The sequence below is a fragment of the Methanocrinis sp. genome, from assembly GCF_049974945.1.
Lineage (GTDB): Archaea > Halobacteriota > Methanosarcinia > Methanotrichales > Methanotrichaceae > Methanocrinis.
Genome location: NZ_JBNGCU010000034.1, coordinates 1 through 17,855, shown reverse-complemented (window position 1 = coordinate 17,855; position 17,855 = coordinate 1). Strand labels below are relative to the sequence as shown.

The following is a 17,855-nucleotide window of genomic DNA, read 5'->3' as shown; positions in this document are numbered from 1 at the left end:
TTGCTCCTACAACCAAAGGCTATCTGGCCTGCACCTACCTCCCACCAGAAGCGAAGGAAGCGGAAGTTGTCTCCTGTCTGAAGTCCAACGCGTGGCTGCGCGATATCCTCCAGCTTCGGAAGCTCTAAGAACTGCCGTCTCATTCCAGGACTGATCCAGTATACCAAAGGGCTACTAGAGATGACTTCGAAGTTTCCCTGCTGGTAGCAGAAGACTGCTGAGTCCAACTCATTTGACCGTAGGTGTGAAACTGCCCGCTCAAACCCCTGGCGTTTAGATTCGGAGTCTGGCTCTTTCACAAGTCGGAAGTAGGTGCCAATAGAATCATTTCTTACTTCTTGGTCTGGCTCCTTCATGAGGGTGAATAGCACCGTGTTCACCTTTTCTCCCCCAATATCCTCAAAAGCGTGAGGCCCTACGTGAGCCATCGCTTCGATAGCCCCGCAATCCAGGAGCTTCTTTCGCATATTCTCGTAAGAAGTGATGAACATGAAGGACTGCTGGGCTATCATTCCAATGCGACCAGAATCTTTCAGGAAGCTGGCGCTACGATCGATGAAGGCAGTATAAAGATCACCTTTGCCTTTCGGATAGTAGGCGGCCAAAAAGTCTGCCAACAGGGGATACATATTCCGTCTCGCCAAATAAGGTGGATTTGTGAATACCGCATCGTAGCGCCTCCGCATCACGTCCAGAAGCCGCATCCCCTTCGTAACCTCTCCTGCAAAGAAGGTCTCGTCGTGCTCCCTTGCATAGTAATCGAAGGCCCGGACCACCTGATCTTCCAGGATCGGCCAGAAATCTTCGCCCCAAAACTCGATCTTCTCGGCTTCTGGGTCCATCTCGGCGAGGTCTTCTAAACCCTGAAGGGTCGATTGGTGGCGCTTTTTCTCCATTGCCACAAGATCCCCGATCACCTCTTCGAGAGGCAGAAGAGATCCGGCGCCCTTTCCGGAGTTCTCCTTGATCTGGGCCCAAAGCGCCCTTACGACCCGCTCGTAAACCGGGTTTGAGATGGACCTCGAATCGAAAAAATCCTCCAGCCAGCGGTCATCTTTTGGAAGCTCTATCTCGGCGCAGGCGAGGTGGCTCTCGGTGATCTTAGCCTTGGGGTTCAATGTCTTCGCCTTGAGGTAGAGGGCCAGGGCCGAGAGCTGGACCGCCCTGAGAGCTATGTCGATCCCAAAGATGTTGTTGGCGAGGATCGCGGCGGGGATCTCGTCCTCTGATTCTGCTGACGGCCTCTCGGGCCAGCCGGGCTCTCCCGCCCGCGCCATCTCCTCCCGGTACATCTCGGCTAGAAGGTCGAAGGCGACAAGCCCGAAGTGCATCGTCCCGCAGGCGGGGTCCAGGGTCTCGATCTCCCGGACCGGCTTTATCGGAACGAGCGGGATCTCTCCGGCCAGAGGGACGAGGTAGTCGAGGGTCTCCACAAGTCTCGAATCGGGATGCATCTGGACCCAGAGCCGTCCGAGGGTGTTTTGGACGAGAAACTTCACTATCCAGCGAGGCGTGAAGAGCTGGGTCGCCGCCGGGATATCTTCCGGGCGGATCTTCTGCTTCTTCTTATAGAGCCGGTCGAAGACCGCCTTCTTCTCATCCTCGGTGAAGTACTGATAGATCCAGCCGATCGTCTCCTCGTTATCCGGAGCCCAGGCATCTTCCAGGGCGGGATCGTTGAGCATGTCGATTAGATCCTTGAGCGCCCGGGGACGGGGAAAGAGTCTGCTTGCGAGGTTATCTGGATCGAAGAGGACCCTTATCTCTTCAGCCATCTTGGCGGACTGATTGAGGAGGAAGCGGCGGTATGCGACGTCCCTGGCACCCTCGCCGAGGGCGTTCTGGGGCAGGCTTCCGCCCTCGTACATCGCCATCTCCTCGGGATGGTCTGCGAGATAGAAGATGAAGCCGTTTGAGCTGTGGTGGCGGTCGATCGTTCCTCGAATCAGCTTTCGCCCCTCCATCATCTTGAAGGCGACCAGGCGGTTGAGGTGGGTGAAGGCGACCTCTTTTGCCAGCTTCTCTGTGGCCTTCGCCCTCTTTTGGCCCGCCTTCTCCTCATCTTTCAGGTACTTCTCCAGCTTCTGCCTCGTCTCCATGGCCTCTGGAACCTGCTGGAGGGCGGGGAGGTTTTCGACCTTTTCGAGATTGCCCCTGGGGTCGAGGCCGTAAACCCCCCGGAAGAGGTCCCAGACCTCTTTGATGAGCAGCTCTCTTGCTCCCAGGGTCACGTTGTGGATCAAAGCTCTCTCCATCTCTTTCTCACTCCAGGACTATCTCCGCGTTCTCGTCCAGCAGCTCCAAGAGGTGGCTTTTCAGTCTCTGAACCGATCTCTCCACCGCCTCTCTCGAACTGAGGGGCTGGCTGAAGAACTCCGAGAGGCGAACTCTCACGACCTGCTTTTCAGGCTCTGGACCGCCGGTCGTTGTGGTCCTCTCTTTTGATTCCGCGCGTGCCCGCTCTCTCATCAGCCTCTCGACCCTCTCGACCCTCTCCAGCGCCTCGGTCTCAAGGCTCGAAAGGGCGGCCAGGTCAGACTCCATCTGAGGGATGGTCGCCTTGCACCTCTCGCACAAAAGCCCGCCCGTCCTGAGGTCCGGCCCCTCACAGCTCCTTTTGGCGAGTTCGCTGAGAGCCTGATCTATCTCCCTTTCTTCGATGCCTGAATGCTGAACTCTGCCCTTAACGGTTTCGATGGCGGAACAGAACGCCTCCCTCCTTTTGCTGTGAAGCTCGTCGTAAACCTCGGCGTATCGTGAGGAGATCTCAGAGGAGATCTCCTCGATCTCGGCCAGATGGTCGTAGATCTCTTCGGCCTCCAGGAGGCGCTTCAATCGATCCGCCTTCTCTTCAAGGCCGGAAATCTCAAATCTGCCCGATTCGGCCCGCTCCTTCAAAACCGGCCACTTATCCCTGGACGCCAGACGAGCCTGCCGAATGGCCTTGAGAGACGCTTCGCCTGTAGCTTCACGGATCTTGCGAATCGTATCTCTATCTCTCTTCAGACGCTCGCCCTCATCTATGAGGATAGTAACGCACTCGTCTGTCGCCCCTTTTGAAATCTCGGTTAGGGTCCTCTTAATCTCGTCTATCTGCACCAATACTGGAAGGTCGTTGGCTCTGGCTTTGGCCTCGATAGATACGAGATCTCTTTTCTCTCTTTCAACGAATCCTTTGAGGGCAGAAGCTATCGAGTTCTTTTCCACATCGACCATGTCCCCGCTGAGATCTTCGTAGCTTTTCGCAGCCTTGGCCAACTCCACCATTGGTATGATCTTAGCAGGCGTAAAGAGGGCTGTCTTAAATATACTATTGTTCGTGAGTGCATCGTGGCTGACAGGGTCCTGATAGGAGTCGAACTTCTGGCCGCTATGGGAGACCTCGATCATCCCAGCCCTGAAGAGGACGGCGAGAACCAGCCTCAGTACGTCCTGATCTCCGCCATAACCTATTCCGCTGAAGTGTGCCGCAAGGGCCTTGCCGGTTCTTGTATCTCTGTTGCCGTAACTGTGTTCTCGGTTAAGGTGCTGGAAGACCTCCTGGACGATCTCTGCATTCGAATTGGGCACGTACTTCTGGCCGTCCTTCACCACCAGTTCCATACCCTGCTCTCCATTGTAGAATATGGGGCTGAGGCCGTTGAGGTTTGCAGCCTTCAGGATCTCATTGGCCTCCTTTCCCTTGAGAGATCGGGCCCAGATCGGGAGCCTTGGATAGAGATCCAGTATGACCTCGTCCAGAACCTTCTTGATGATGGACTCAAGGCTCTTTCCGAGATCAGACCCGTCCCTCGATATTCCTCTGAAGATGGAAGATCCTCCTAATAAGGCCGATCTGACCAGATCTCTCAACCTTGACTGCTTCCTCATAACCTCTTTCTTCTCGTCCTCAAGGCTGGTCGCCTCCTCTCTTGTGATCCTGTTCTGTCCTCGAAGCTGGTCGTACTTTTCAACCATCTTCTTGGACGAATATAGATCTGCCACCAGATCGTCGATCTCAGGATTCAAAGAAAAGAGGAAGTAGATCTCATTATTGTGACCCTCAGATCTGCTCTCATTTCGGATCTCTTCAAGCCTCTTCTCAAAGCTGTCGCCGTCTTCAGATGCAAATAAGGAGAGGGATACATGCCCATCACTTATCTGAGAACCATTGAAGCTCAATCCGATATTGAAAGTCTTAAGCTTTTGGAATCTGTAGCTTTTAAGAACTGGCTCGTTGAAGATATCCCCCAAAGTGCTCTTGAGAAGCTCGTTTCGATCTCGCGGTCTCGGCTCCAGGCTTCTGCGCTCGGTCTCCCAGTTCTTCTCCTGAGCGGTCTGAAGTTTCCAGCCCTCTTCTGTCTCTCGAACAAACTTCGCCTCTTGAAGGCACTTCAAGGCATCTCTTACTTTGGCCAGAGGAGCCTGTTCTCCGATCGCGTCTACGATACAAGCTGCGATATTTGCTTCGGTTCTGGGGAGGTCCCTGATGAATTCTAGAAGGCAGACCACCTTGGAGACCCGGGATGCCATAGATCCATCGCCGCCGAATTGGTCAAAGATGTCCGCTAAATCCTTTCTCTTCTCCGTCGACAAGTTCCCCTCGACGATATCGAAGATCTTGTCTATGGTAACGAGAGTTCCTACAGGCTTTTCAGCGAGCTTCGTCCTCTCGTTCACCAGCATCTGCTGAGCCTGTTTTATGATCGTCCGGTTGCTGCCGCCAAGATGCCGATCTGCTCCGGGTTGTAACCTGATCCCTGACATTATGTCAATGGAGATCTCAACAAAGTGGGGGGGGTAGGGGTAACACTGGACAAAGTCGTCCTTCTTAACTTCAGACTTTTTGGCGGTCCTCTCCAGGCGAAGTGCAAGGTTGAGCTGTCCTTGGGACTCATCGTACATCTTCTCCAGGAGGGGAATTGCGTCTTCTTTCTTGGCAAGAACCCTGCGGGTAGCTACCTCTCGAATGTCCGAGGGTGCAAGATCTATCCTGTACTTGAAACGGTCCTGAAGCTTCGCAAGATCGACCCTCTTGGAGTCTATCGCAGCCACCACCTCATCCAGCTTCTCCTGCGAAGTGACCGCAATCCAGACAGGAGCGACTGCCTTTTTTGCTTTGAGCCGGTTCTTGCTGACCTTTCCGAACTGCTCGACGAGGGCTCGAAGATCTTCGATCCTATCAGCGCTTCGGGCAACATACTGGCCAACCTCGTCGATTATGAGGACCAACGCCTTGCCAGGCCGTCTTTTCTCCATGAGATCAAACGACCGCTCGACAACATCCTCAACGGTCAAGGTATTCCTAGGATGAGATAAGGCCCAGGTGTCGGGCTTGGGAAAATGCTCAGGGTCCATCCTGTTGAGGATGGCAGATGCGTAATTGATCTTCTTGGCACCCTTTCTGGCCCGGCTCCATTCGATCCCGTTGACCTCTGGACACAGGCTGATGAACCGATCAAGATTTCCTTCTTCCTCAAGCTCGATCTCAAGGTCGGATATATCGTAATCCATGGCGTAGTCCAGCTTGGAGAGGAGGGCGCGATAGACGATCTCTGCTATCTTCTCGTCACCTTTCTTGACTTCCGACGCCTTGGAGACGTCAAACATGATCACTTCGATTGGAATCTTTGTATTGATGAAGTCCACATATTCGCTGATCCTGTTATCATCGAGCTGAACCTTGAACAGTTCGCTGTAGCTTTTGCCCAGAACCGAAGGATTTGCCAAAACGTAGCCCAAATTCTTCGCGAAAGAAGACTTACCTGATCCAAAGAAGCCAGAGATCCAGATCCCTACGCCTTCGTGAGGCTCTGCCGGAGCCTCCGCCATCGCCCTCAATATTTCCAGATAATGATCTTTAATCCGGTCGGTTGCGACGTATTCTGTGATCTCTGTGTAAACTGTATGCTCGTCAAACTGATCGACTTTTATTATCTCCTCGATATCTTGGCTCAAATCCCTTGAAAGAAGCTCTCCAATTAGATTCATTTCAACACCACCATCGATCATCCATAGATCTTCACCCTGTAGTTCCCCTGGACCTCTCGGTCCTTCAGACTCATAAAAAGCAAGCCTGTATTTCCCTCCGATAGAGTTCCAGGATAAAAGAGAATGGTTGTGACCTTGGTGAGGCCATGCATCTCGTCGAGCAACTTGGACATGTAATAGATCGCCGGGGCCATAGATCCCGCTCTGGTCAGAAAGACTATATGCTTCTCAGGATCAAGGCCGCTCATATGTTCTGCGAGAAGGTCAGAAAGTGGCTGCCAATCTCTATCAGATAGATAAGTCGTCACCTGCTCCTGAGCTTTTTCAAATCCTATCTCCCTTTCCAGTTCAAAGATGGCGTCCAGTCCTTCTGACCTCTCTATCGCCTCCCAGAGCAGGTCTGCTAGGGATATTGTCACCACTTCTTTACCGGAATCCTCAAGTCTCGTCTCTAAAAGTCGAAGCTGATTTCTAAGAGGCCATTCGTCTTGAGGATCGTATCGCAGAATGGCAAAGGGCAGATCGTGGTAGACGCTGATCTTTGATGGTCTTGCCATCAGATCGTTCTCCATTAATTCAATTCGATCTTTCAAGGATAACATGAGCGTACTCCTCTAGTGATTCTGCTGGAAATGTGATCAAGATAACTGAACCTGCTGCCTGGTAATTTAAGAGATGTAGCTGATGAGCTTCCATGAAAAAGTGCTCTACAGTCTGGGATGTCAGAAAGAACAGACTCCAATCAGGGTCTTCGATGAGCCGCTTGCCTGAGGGCTGAATCTTGCTCAGGTAAAACGCGATGTAAGAGAATGCCTCCGCGGGCAAATAGATCGGAGCTAAACTCTTATTTCTTGCACCCTGGAGAACTCCAAAATCCCGAAGGGTGGTCATCAACCCAGATGCGGATCTTCTTATGGTGCTTTCAGACCAGGTGCTGTGAGTCTTACCTTCATCAATTTTCTTCCTGATCCATCCTTCAGCATCTTCTAAATGAAGATCTCTAAGGCCAGTCTCATATCTCGGCTGGACTAATTCGATAACAAAATCATGCAACAACGGATCGGCCCTTGCAGCATGATAGTACAGAATGCGATCTAGACTCTCGGATGGCAATCCACCATTTATGAATGTGGCCAGGGCTTTCGTAACATCGTCCTCGTTTAAATAACGCTGACGAAATATATCAAGAATGTCTTCGACTCTTGAGCGAGAAGCTTTCCCAAAAATATTTTCCTGCCGGAATCTAGCCAGATTATCGACAAGGGGGAGGCTATTATCCCAATTGGCCAGCAAGGCTTTAGTATCAGCTAATAAAGCTCCAGCCTTAATTATCTTACTTGAATAAATCCGACTTTTATTAGATCGCATCTCATTCTACTTCCTAAATAGAGGTTAACTTAAGATGCTTGGTTATAGATCTAACTCCTGTTTATGTGTTTGGGAACTCTTATGCCGTCAGGATGATCGGGAAGCCGCCCGAAATTTCGCGCCGCAGGCCTGGGTCTGCGGCGAGGGCGGCGGGGGAACGCGCGGGCCGGGCGCCGCCGATCGGCTCCTGGGAGATCGGCAGTGCTTGAAACGCTTGTTTATGAATCGTAAACAAATCGTTTATGATACGTAAACAAAATGTTTATGTATCGTAAACACAATATAAAAGCTATGCTCTCGGAACTCCTCAGCTCTGAGGAGCGGATCAGGCTCCTGCGATACGCCCTCACCACCTCTCCGGTCACGGTCACTGAGGCCGCGAGAGAGGCCGGGGTCAACAAGGGCCTCGCCTCACGGTACCTCGCCATCCTGGTCGGAGAGGGCTACCTGGAGAGGGAGGGCAGAGATTTCTCCGTGATCGATGGTGCTAAAACCCGATCCTTGAAGGCGTTTTTGAACGTGGTGGCCCTGGAGGAGCGGGTCTCGCTTCCGGAGTGGGCGATTGGCATCGGCCTCTATGGAAGCTGGTCGGCCGGTACGAACACCTCAGAGAGCGACCTCGACCTCTGGCTCCTGGTGGAGGAGATCGGCCCGGATACGGAGCTTGAGGCTGCAAGGCTGGAGAGAGATCTGAGCGCAGCCATCGGCTGCGAGGTCACCATCCTGCTCCTCACTCGGGATAAGCTCGCATCGCTTCGGGAGGAGGACCTTCCATTTTATATCGGCCTGATGAGAGAGACGAAAACCCTGGCAGGTGAGTGCCTTGAACCTTGAAGACTGCTTCAAAAAGAACCTTCTCCGAGAGACCGACCCCTCCAACGCGAAGGCCAATAGATCGCTGGAGCAGGCCCGCGTTTGGGTCGATGAGGCTAAAGAGACCCTTGAGGCCGGAGCATATCGATCTGGTCTTATGGCCGTCTACATGGGCTACTTTCATGCCGCTCGGGCGGTCCTCTTCAGAGACGGGCTGCGGGAGAAGAGCCACATCTGCATCGAGCTTTACCTGGAGGACTACGTCCGGAGAGGACGGCTCGAAGAGGAATGGACCCTCTTATTCCACAGGCTGAGAAGCGCCCGCCACATCGACCAGTACTCTTTCGGCGCTCCGCCGACTGAAGACGAGGTGGAATACGCCATCGGACACGCCGAAGTCTTCATCAACAGGATCGAGAGGCTGCTCCGGGAGACCGAGGATGAAAGAAAATAGTCCCTTAAAGCCGATACAAGATTCGAGGTCTAATTCACCCCTTGTATTCCCCGCCCACCAGCTCTCTGATCCTTTCGGCAGTCTTCGGCCCCACAAGGTCGACCGCCTTCAGCTCTTCCGCCGAGGCCGCGAAGACCCTCTCCACGGACCCGAAGTGCCGGAGGAGGTTCTTTGCCACGGCACCCCCGACGCCGGGGATCGAGGAGACCAGGTACTCCTGCTGCTCTTTGAGGGTCCGGTGGGTCTTCTTGCCGTGGGCCTGGGGCGCGCCGCCCCGGGCCTGCTGCTCGCGCCTGGCGATGGCTGCGATCACCGAGACCGTCTCGTCCTCGTCGGCGGTGGGGATGATGGCGACCCCGAAGTCTACGGCTATGGAGGCGAGAGCCCCCCGGATGGCGTTCGGGTGGACCTGGCGGAGGTAGAGGTCTCTACCCTCCAAAATCAGGATCGGCCTATCGTATGTCCGGGCGAGATCCCGGATCTGGCCGAAGAGGCCGCGGCCCGGATCGACGAGGGAGTCGACGAAGTCGCTCGCGGTCTTCCTCTCGATGGCAACCCGATCGCTGACCACGTAGTCTCCGACCTCCAGAACCTTCAGGGTGACGCCCACCCCCATCGACTCCAGCATCCGGGCCAGGCTCCTCTCCCTGGGGTCTACGGCCACCAGGGCGGACGCCTCGTCCTCCTCGGGCCGGTCGAGGAAGGTCGGAGGCTCGCCTGCCGCGGCCGCTGCGGCTTGTGCCGCGGCGGTGCCGACCTCGCCGATCTCCAGCTGCCTTGCTCCCCTGCCAGCAGCTACGGCCGATAGGCCCAGATCCCGCCGGTCCGGCCAGCCCATCTCCCGGATCTGCTGGCGCATGTTCTTCTCTTTCCGGTCGCTGATCCAGCGGTAAGCCTCATCCCTCGTCCCCTTGGCCACCAGGACGACGACCCGGCCAGCTCTGGCCCGGCCCGTCCTCCCCTTCCTCTGGATCGAGCGAATCTCGCTTGGGACCGGCTCGTAGAAGAGGACCATGTCCGTCGCCGGGATGTCGATTCCCTCCTCGCCGACGGAGGTGGCGATGAGAACGTTGAACTCGCCGTCCCGGAACTTCTGGAGGATCTCTGCCTGCTTCTTCTGGCTCAGACCCTCGTCGGCGACCCGGCTGGATTGGCCGACGAACCGGACCGGCTTTATGATCTCGTCTCCAGAATCCTTGAGAAATTCGAGGACGGAGCTGGCCGTATCCCGATAGTTGGTGAAGACCATGATCCTTGAATCGGTCTTGGCCCGGAGCTGCTCCTCTACCAGGTCCTTCACCGCTCGAAGCTTCGGATGGTCGACGTCCATCCTCGCCAGGTCTGCGACCGCCTCCCTCACCCGAGGGTCGTCCATGATCCTCTTCGCGGCCTTGCTCCCCCCTCTGGAAGAGGCCTCCGAGTCGAGCCGCTCCAGATACCGGGCCAGGGAGTCCAACCCTTGCGTTTCGGCGAGCTCGACGGCATGCTTCAGCTTCAAGACCTCCGCCAGGACCGAGACCGCCTGGTAAAGGCCCGGCGACGGGTTTCTGGCGATCGATCCCCGCAGCCTCTTCTGAAGGTCGAGAAGCTCCTTCTTCGAGGTCCTGTCCATCCGACGGGGGGTCCGAAACCCCTCGGCTCCACCGAGATGGTCCAGAGCCTCTCCCCGCTCCTCCAAAACCTCCTCCAGAAGGGAGCGCAGCCTCAGGATTTCCGCGGGGACGTTCACCTTCACCACCTCGATCTCCCTCTCGTGGACGAAAGGTGAGACGTCGGGGTCCGCTTCGGTCTTCGTCTCCACCCTCGCGGCCCCGATGTTCGAGCAGACCTCCTCGATCCGCTCGAGGCTGCTTCCGGGGCTCGCCGTTATCCCGAGGACGATCTGATCTTCTCCCTCCCGCCGATATCGTTCGGCTATGTAGACGTAGGCATAGTTTCCGACCGCCCGGTGAGCCTCATCGAAGATAATGCAAGATACGTCCCGGAGCGATATCCTCCGGGAGAGAAGGTCGTTTTCCACCACCTGAGGCGTGGAGACGATAACCCTCGCCTCCTCCCACATCTCCCTCCTCCGCTCAGGCGATATCTCGCCGGTAAAAGATATGACGATGGAGCTGTCAAGAAGAACCTTCTCCAGAAAAGAGGCGTGCTGCTCCACCAGGGGCCTGGTAGGGGCCATGAAGAGGACCTTGCCCCGATCAAGCCGCGCGAGAAGGACCATCAGGGCGATGACTGTTTTTCCTAAACCCGTCGGCAGAACCACCAGGGTGGAGCGCTGGAGGGCGGAGGATGCCAGCTCCAGCTGGAAGATCCGCCTCTCCACAGCCTTATCCTTCAGCAGAGGGTGCTGGATGTAGGAGGTCATCTCCCTCCCTTCAGCTCACAATCTCATAATAATCCTTGTGGGGGTTTACGAGGAGCCTCTCGGCGATCTCCTCTGCAACCTTCTCGGGCTCGTGGGACTTGAGGGCCAGCTTCCAGACGACGGACCTCTCGACCCCTTTCACCATATCGAAGCCGAGCCGGTTTCGGAGCCGGTTTTGGGCGGAGACCGCCTCCCCGTCCTCGATGGAAAGCCCCACCTTTACCGGGACGTAACCCCCCTCGAAATCGACCGAGTCGACGGAGGCGGTGTAGCTCTCCTTGTTCTCGTTCACCAGCTCTCGAGCCAGTCTTCTCGCGAGATCCATCGGATCCTGGACGGTGTCGTCGACCTCTATCGACCAGAGCCTCTCTTTGCCCAGCTCTTCCAGAACAGACTCGTAGCCCATCCTGCGGCGGAGGGTGTTTTTTACGGTGGCGGCCTCTGCGTCCGGTATCTTCAGCCAGACCCGAAGGTTGATCAACATCCTCTCACCTCGATGTACCGCTTCATCGACTCGAATATCCTTCTTCCTGGCCCCGGAGCGTTCATATCTCCGGTTTTTTTCGCAGAATCCTCCGGAGGAAGCTGCCAGGCGAAGGACGACCTCTCGGGGTGAGGCATCATCCCCAGGACGTTCCCCTCGGGGTTACAGATCCCGGCGATGCTCTCGCGGCTCCCGTTAACGTTCACAGGATACTCGTCGTCCACACGCCCTCGCTGATCGCAGTACCGGAATATGACCTGGTTCTCCTCGTTCAGCTTCTCTATCAGCTTCTCGTCGGCGGTGACGAGGTTTCCCTCGGCGTGGGCGAGAGGCATCCGGACGAGATCGCCTTTATCAAGAAGGAAGCTTCCGCTGCACCTCTCCGGCGGCGCCTCGTGCCGCAGCGTCGTCCATGCGCAGTAAAATCCCCTCCTCACGATCTCGCCTTCGGAGATCATCACGTTCTGGGCCAGGGCAACATTCACCCCACCCAAGCCCGGAAGCAGGCCCGACTCCACCAGGATCTGAAAGCCGTTGCAGATCCCTATGATCGGCTTGCCCCCATCCGCCTCCTCCCGGAGGGCGTCCATCACCGGCTCCTTCGAGGCGATGGCCCCAGCCCTCAGACGGTCCTGGTAGGAGAAGCCGCCAGGGATTATGTATCCATCGAACTCGGATAGCTCCTCTGCAGGCCGATTCCACCTGAATATCTCGCCGGATAGGCCGGCGCTCTCGGCGGCCACCAGGGTTTCATGCTCGCAGTTTGTTCCTGGAAACTGGACCACAGCTATCTTCATCTCATCGCCTCCACCAGACCTCCGGTCCAGGCCTTCTTTGCAGTCTTCAGATCCACTCGAAGGACGGTTTTGCCTCCGTGGGTCATGACGATCTCCGGCGACTCGGTCACCTTCCCCAGGCGCATGATCGCAAGGCCATATCCTTTCAGAAGCTGCTCAAGCTCCTCCTCAGTCCCACCATTGCATTCCAGGAGGAACCCTGAGGACTCGCTGAAGACCAATTTGTCGGCGGAAAGATCTGATCCGGCAGAGTCGAGGTCAAGCTCCATCCCCAGGTCGCCCCTGCCAGCAAGAGCCATCTCGGCCGAGGTGGCCCCAAGGCCCCCGTTCGAGATGTCATGAGCCGAGACTACGAGCTTTTCGGCGATCGAGTCGATGACCGCGTAGATCATACTCCTCTCCAGATCGAACCTGACGACGGGCACGTTTGCGCCGACGACTCCGTGAACCGTCCGATAGTACTCTGAGCCTCCCAATTCATCGAACCTTGGGCCGATGAGGTAGATGGAGTCTCCTGCCCTCTTGAGGTTCATCGTCACCGCGTCTCTGACGTCGTCGATGAGGCCGACGCAGGCGATTATAGGTGAAGGGTCCACCGTCCCCTCCGGGGACTCGTTATAGAAGCTGACGTTCCCGGAGACTATGGGGACCGGGGTGTTCTCGTATCCCTTCAGCCAGAGGGCCTTGGCGGCGTCGGCGAGCCCTCTCACGCACTCTCTGAACTCCCAGAAGGCCTCGGGCTTCTCAGGGTTTCCGAAGTTGAGGCAGTCGGTGAGGGTGGCGGGATAAGCCCCGATGGCGGCGACGTTTCTCATCGCCTCGGCGACGGCCGTCGCCCCTGCCCAGTAGGGGCTGATCCTGCCGTAGAAGGGGTTAGAGTCCACCGAGAGGGCGATCCCGAAATTCTCGCCCCGGACTGGGGCTATGAGGCCGGCGTCGGCCTCACCAGGCCTTATCACCGAGTTGCCCTGGACCTCAGTATCGTAATAGCGAAAGATGTGCTCTCTTGAGGAGGCGTTCGGTGAATCCAGGACCTTGAGCAGGAAGTCGGTCAGATCCTCGGGTGGCGTCGTATCCGGCTCCTGGAGGTTGATCTCCCGGGGCTTCTCTTCCCGGGCGTAACGGATCCCCTTCGTCAGGTGCTCGATGGAGACGTCGCAGGTGACCTCTCCTCGATAGCGGGTTATGTACCTGCCGTTCGTCGTCACCTTCCCGACGACGGAGGCTCTCGCCCCCTCGTAGACGTTGGGAAGGTCCCAATCCTCGTTGTAGATCGCAAGAACCCTCGGGGTCAGCTCCGGGGGACAGATGAGCATGAACCTCTCCTGGGTCTCGGCGCAGGCCACGACCTCGGGGGGGAGGTCCTCGCTCGCCTTGTGGAGCCGATCGAGGTCGAGGTCCATGCCGTATCCGGCGCTCGCCCCCATCTCCGAGGAGGCGCAGGTGAACCCGCCTCCACCCAGGTCCTTGAACCCGATGGTGATCCCCTCATCGCGGGTCAATTTGAATAATGCCTCGTTCGCCTTGAAGAGGACGTTCTTGAGGAAGGGGTCGGGGATCTGGATCGCTCCTCTGTTCGCCTCCTCGTCCTCCTCCCGCAGCTCCTCAGAGGCGAAAGTAACCCCGCCGAAGCCGCTGGAGTCGGTGGGCTTTCCTATGACAATGACGTCGTAGCCTCCCTCTCCAGCGCCCGCGGGAGCCCGGCTCTTGATGATCTCGCCCCGTTTCACCACCCCGATGGCGACCACGTTCACCAGGCAGTTGGTATCGAAGCTCTCGTCGAAGACGACGTCTCCTGCAATGATCGGAACCCCCAGGGCGTTTCCGTACTGCCAGATCCCGTCAACGACGCCCTCGGCGACCCATCGGACGTGGTTTCTGTCCTCGCCGAAAGGATCGCCGAACCGGAGAGGATCGGCGGTGGCGACGACTTTGGCGCCCATGCAATTCACGTCTCTTACGATCCCACCGATCCCGGTGGCAGCGCCCTCGTTCGGCAGTATCTGGCTCGGGTGGTTGTGGCTCTCATGGGCGATCACAACGCACCACTCGTCGTTGATGGCCACGATCCCTGCGTCCTCCTCCGGCCCCTGGACGACGTTGGGACCGGTGGTGTGTAGAAACTCGTTCAGAGTGGCGCGGCTGCTCTTGTAAGAGCAGTGCTCGCTCCACATGGTATCGTAGTTAAAGAGCTCCGGGACGGTGGGGTCTCTTCCCAGAACCTCGGCGATGGAGCGCGCCTCAGAAACGGTCAGGCCGAGGCCAGCACTTCGGAGGGAGGCCTCCACCTCCTGGTCTTTTCGACCGATTATTTTCAACGATTGACACCTCATTTACAGGAAGTAACTATGCCGCCATAGGCCGTTATGTATCTATCGATCCGGGGAGGGCGAGACCGGCGAAGATGAGACGACGGCAAAACCTTTAAAACGAGAGACGATATATCCGGTCATGGTCTTGGTGGTGATCTGCGACGACTCCGAGATTGAGGTTCCGGACGGCGAGAGGTGCGCGATCTGCGGTCTGCCTCTCCAGGAGTTCGACGAGGTGACGGGAACCGGGATACTCGGATATTACCACTGGAACTGCGTCACCCATTACGATTAGCGCGGGGGTAACCAAGCCAGGTCAACGGTGATAGACTCAAGATCTATTCTCGCAGGAGTTCAAGGGTTCGAATCCCTTCCCCCGCACTATTTTACCAGCAATCTTTAAATAAAATTCCAAAAGTCTTAATTTTGTCCTTTGTTTGCTATCTGCCGAATCCTCGACTCGAGACAATCAGGGGTTTGTTGATATCCATGCTGAGGAATACGTATTAAGAATGGTCGAAGGAGCCGAATGAGCCCGCTCTCAAGATCCAGGCCGGACTTATTTTCAGGTTGGTCAGCTCCGATCACCCACCCTTCGGTCACGCTGAGGTTTGGTAAATCCCATGACCTTCTCCATAATACGACTCTTAGACGTGCTGATAGACCGCCTCGCACTTCTCGTCCTACATCTCCTGGGTGTAGTTCTGGGGAAGCTGATCGAGGACCGTCTCGATGCAGAGCTTGACCGCCGCCCGAGATTGCTGCCTTTTGCGCCAGTCGAGGACGAGCTTTTCACCCCTGAGCGTCTCCAGAAGCTCTCTTGCCACCCTCTTGACCTCTCGCTCATCGTTCTTGGTCAATTTTATCTCAGGCTTCGTCAGGAGGTCGAAGACTGCCAGCTCCTCTTCTGAGAGTCTCTCCGAAATGGCCCGCTTATCTTCGGCGTCGAGCTCCTGGGCGAAGGCGATCGGCTCGTTGAAGAAGGCCTCCACGTTGAGGGACCCGGAGTTGTAGTCGTCGATCAGCCTCTGGAACTTGTCGAGATAGTTCATCCGGCTCCGGTTGAGCCGCACCATCCTTCTGACCTTGACTTCGAGGAGGGCCTTGAGCCGTTCCGTCTCGGTCCTCTGGCGTCCAGTATCGAACTTCTTCCTCAACGCCTCGAAATCGAGGGCTCCGAGGTCGATGATCTGATCCGGGTCCCTGATCCTGTAATCCCTGACCCCGATAGACTCGTCGAGGAGGTCTCCAACGGCGTCTCTCAGGTCGGAGATGTCGACCTTGGGGTCGAGGGTCTTGATGGTGTCGGAGAGGACTGAAGATAGGAGCACAACCTGGCGGAACTCCGCGGCGTGGGTGCCGGGGAGGATCGCCTTGTAGACTAGCGTTTAAGGGTTAAAACGCTAAGTTTTAATGAGTCCGCAGCCCTCCCTTCCTTGTGATTCCCAAGCTTATATCCTCGACAGAGTTCAGAACCCTCGCTGATGCAGTCGATGGGAGAGACCGGCTCATAGTTAAGCTCCTGGTAGGTACGGGACTGCAAATCTCGGAGCTGATCAACTCAAGAAGACTGACTAGACCTCTACAATAATCTGTCATGGGCTTTGGTGCCAATGCCTAAAAATAGCAAAGAGCGAGCACCATGCGCTTTTTGCAATGAGCCCGCAAATCGAACCACTTCGATGATGTCGTGCCGGGTAGCTAAAGTTTTTTCTTCAGACAATGCCTACGTAAACTGATCCTAGCAACAGCCGCCACAGGGCTTGCAGTAATATTTATACCAGCAGCTGTTCCTCCAATCCGAGTCACACGTTCCATAGGGCAAACATGGGCAGTCATCGATTACTATAACAACCTCTCCGAATTCCTCCGGAATCTCGCCATCCACCCTGTGGAGGAGGTCCTCAGGCCATTCAGATTCGAACTCATAATCGGCGGTCAGCCTCGCTTTGTATGTCAGAGTTTCAGTTGTCTCATTGTATTGAGGCCAAGTCAGCTCCACCACGATCATGTCGATCTCTTCTTCGCCCTCCCTGATATTCAGCAGGGCGTTTGGTGGGTTGTTAGGATCGAAGCTGAATCCTTCGATAAACTGTTCCATCTCCACCATACCAGCATCCCGGGCGGGACGATCCGCGAAGTATACGGTATAAGGCAATACCCCATTGATGGTCAGGGTATAGTTGCCAGATCCGTCCTCCACAAAGCTGCCACTGGTCCCTTCCTGGATGAAGATGTAAGTATATGCCTCATCCGCAACGACTTCCGCATCAGCGGTGCCGTTAGTTTCATCTGTGGACTCATCAACGCCTGATACGACGCCTGCCAATGCTAAACAACATAGCATCCAAGTTAAAATAATCAATTTCATGCGATTCACTTGCATCCGTATCACAACCCGCTTTAGTCTTGATCGCTAACAGCATCCACCACAAGGGTCGCAGAATGGTTTAGTCCAGCAACTGTTACTCCACCAGGATTTGCAGTCTCCTGGATCGATCATACAGGGGCAGTCATCGATTACTATAACAACCTCTCCGAATTCCTCCGGAATCTCGCCATCCACCCTGTGGAGGAGGTCCTCAGGCCATTCAGATTCGAACTCATAATCGGCGGTCAGCCTCGCTTTGTATGTCAGAGTTTCAGTTGTCTCATTGTATTGAGGCCAAGTCAGCTCCACCACGATCATGTCGATCTCTTCTTCGCCCTCCCTGATATTCAGCAGGGCGTTTGGTGGGTTGTTAGGATCGAAGCTGAATCCTTCGATAAACTGTTCCATCTCCACCATACCAGCATCCCGGGCGGGACGATCCGCGAAGTATACGGTATAAGGCAATACCCCATTGATGGTCAGGGTATAGTTGCCAGATCCGTCCTCCACAAAGCTGCCACTGGTCCCTTCCTGGATGAAGATGTAAGTATATGCCTCATCCGCAACGACTTCCGCATCAGCGGTGCCGTTAGTTTCATCTGTGGACTCATCAACGCCTGATACGACGCCTGCCAATGCTAAACAACATAGCATCAAAATTAAAATCCTCAATTTCATACGATTCACCCACACTTTATTTAGCAGCCCGGAAAGTTGATTTAGCAAATGCTTACAAATGATGTACCATCACAATATATATACTTAACCCAGTTCCTCACCAAAGTCTAGCGGATTATAAAACCGCAGATTAAAAAGATCATTTGTTTCAATGTTGCTATCAGATGTACTGGTGCCATTTTACATGATACAACCTCATAAAATAGGAGTGCTCCCCTTCAACTACGTTTTTTTGCTGCATCA

14 protein-coding genes and 1 tRNA gene are annotated in these 17,855 nt (G+C 55.6%); 4 read left to right on the top strand and 11 right to left on the bottom strand.

Annotated features, from left to right (window positions below):
• The 4 genes from pglX to ACP5EL_RS05005 form a co-directional block, all read right to left on the bottom strand.
• A partial coding sequence (pglX, locus tag ACP5EL_RS05020) for a BREX-1 system adenine-specific DNA-methyltransferase PglX (protein ID WP_428401386.1) occupies positions 1-2,255 on the bottom strand: 2,255 nt, incomplete at its 3' end.
• A gap of 7 nt (positions 2,256-2,262) precedes the next feature.
• Positions 2,263-5,991: a BREX system P-loop protein BrxC gene (gene brxC, locus ACP5EL_RS05015; protein WP_428401385.1), complete on the bottom strand. Its 3,729-nt coding sequence runs from the start codon at positions 5,989-5,991 to the stop codon at positions 2,263-2,265.
• Positions 5,988-6,527, bottom strand: a complete 540-nt coding sequence (locus ACP5EL_RS05010) for a BREX protein BrxB domain-containing protein (protein ID WP_428401383.1) — start codon at positions 6,525-6,527, stop codon at positions 5,988-5,990. The genes brxC and ACP5EL_RS05010 overlap by 4 nt, the downstream gene beginning before the upstream one ends.
• Positions 6,528-6,546: 19 nt before the next feature.
• Positions 6,547-7,338 (bottom strand): DUF1819 family protein, encoded by a 792-nt coding sequence (locus ACP5EL_RS05005; RefSeq protein ID WP_428401382.1) that lies wholly within the window; start codon positions 7,336-7,338, stop codon positions 6,547-6,549.
• Positions 7,339-7,629: 291 nt separating this feature from the next.
• Here ACP5EL_RS05005 and ACP5EL_RS05000 point away from each other — a divergent pair, with 291 nt between their 5' ends.
• Positions 7,630-8,172 carry a helix-turn-helix domain-containing protein gene (locus ACP5EL_RS05000; protein WP_428401381.1) on the top strand — a complete coding sequence of 181 codons (543 nt, stop codon included), beginning with the start codon at positions 7,630-7,632 and terminating at the stop codon, positions 8,170-8,172.
• The gene (locus tag ACP5EL_RS04995) at positions 8,162-8,605 is read left to right on the top strand and encodes a HEPN domain-containing protein (protein WP_214032886.1); all 444 of its coding nucleotides are present in this window, start codon (positions 8,162-8,164) and stop codon (positions 8,603-8,605) included. The genes ACP5EL_RS05000 and ACP5EL_RS04995 overlap by 11 nt, the downstream gene beginning before the upstream one ends.
• 34 nt (positions 8,606-8,639) lie before the next feature.
• Here the strand turns inward: ACP5EL_RS04995 and ACP5EL_RS04990 are convergent, their stop codons facing one another.
• The 4 genes from ACP5EL_RS04990 to purL are packed head-to-tail and all read right to left on the bottom strand — an operon-like array spanning position 8,640 to position 14,569.
• Positions 8,640-10,970 (bottom strand): DEAD/DEAH box helicase, encoded by a 2,331-nt coding sequence (locus ACP5EL_RS04990; protein WP_428401380.1) that lies wholly within the window; start codon positions 10,968-10,970, stop codon positions 8,640-8,642.
• A 10-nt stretch (positions 10,971-10,980) separates the two neighbouring features.
• Positions 10,981-11,454 (bottom strand): phosphoribosylformylglycinamidine synthase subunit PurS, encoded by a 474-nt coding sequence (locus ACP5EL_RS04985; RefSeq protein WP_428401379.1) that lies wholly within the window; start codon positions 11,452-11,454, stop codon positions 10,981-10,983.
• Positions 11,448-12,251 (bottom strand): phosphoribosylformylglycinamidine synthase I, encoded by an 804-nt coding sequence (gene purQ / locus ACP5EL_RS04980; RefSeq protein ID WP_428401378.1) that lies wholly within the window; start codon positions 12,249-12,251, stop codon positions 11,448-11,450. Before purQ ends, ACP5EL_RS04985 begins: the two co-directional genes overlap by 7 nt.
• Positions 12,248-14,569: a phosphoribosylformylglycinamidine synthase subunit PurL gene (gene purL / locus ACP5EL_RS04975; protein ID WP_428401377.1), complete on the bottom strand. Its 2,322-nt coding sequence runs from the start codon at positions 14,567-14,569 to the stop codon at positions 12,248-12,250. Before purL ends, purQ begins: the two co-directional genes overlap by 4 nt.
• 133 nt (positions 14,570-14,702) lie before the next feature.
• Between purL and ACP5EL_RS04970 the strand changes: the two genes are divergently transcribed.
• Complete coding sequence (locus ACP5EL_RS04970) at positions 14,703-14,858, top strand: hypothetical protein (RefSeq protein ID WP_428401376.1); 156 nt, start codon at positions 14,703-14,705, stop codon at positions 14,856-14,858.
• Between the two features lies 1 nt (position 14,859).
• Positions 14,860-14,944: transfer RNA gene (locus ACP5EL_RS04965), tRNA-Leu, on the top strand.
• Between the two features lie 302 nt (positions 14,945-15,246).
• Here ACP5EL_RS04965 and ACP5EL_RS04960 read toward each other — a convergent pair.
• The 3 genes from ACP5EL_RS04960 to ACP5EL_RS04950 form a co-directional block, all read right to left on the bottom strand.
• Entirely contained in the window at positions 15,247-15,894 is a 648-nt protein-coding gene (locus tag ACP5EL_RS04960) for a type I restriction enzyme endonuclease domain-containing protein (RefSeq protein WP_428401375.1), read from the bottom strand.
• Between the two features lie 410 nt (positions 15,895-16,304).
• Positions 16,305-16,892 (bottom strand): hypothetical protein, encoded by a 588-nt coding sequence (locus ACP5EL_RS04955; protein WP_428401374.1) that lies wholly within the window; start codon positions 16,890-16,892, stop codon positions 16,305-16,307.
• A gap of 87 nt (positions 16,893-16,979) precedes the next feature.
• Positions 16,980-17,570: a hypothetical protein gene (locus ACP5EL_RS04950; RefSeq protein ID WP_428401373.1), complete on the bottom strand. Its 591-nt coding sequence runs from the start codon at positions 17,568-17,570 to the stop codon at positions 16,980-16,982.
• Between the last annotated feature and the right edge of the window lie 285 nt (positions 17,571-17,855).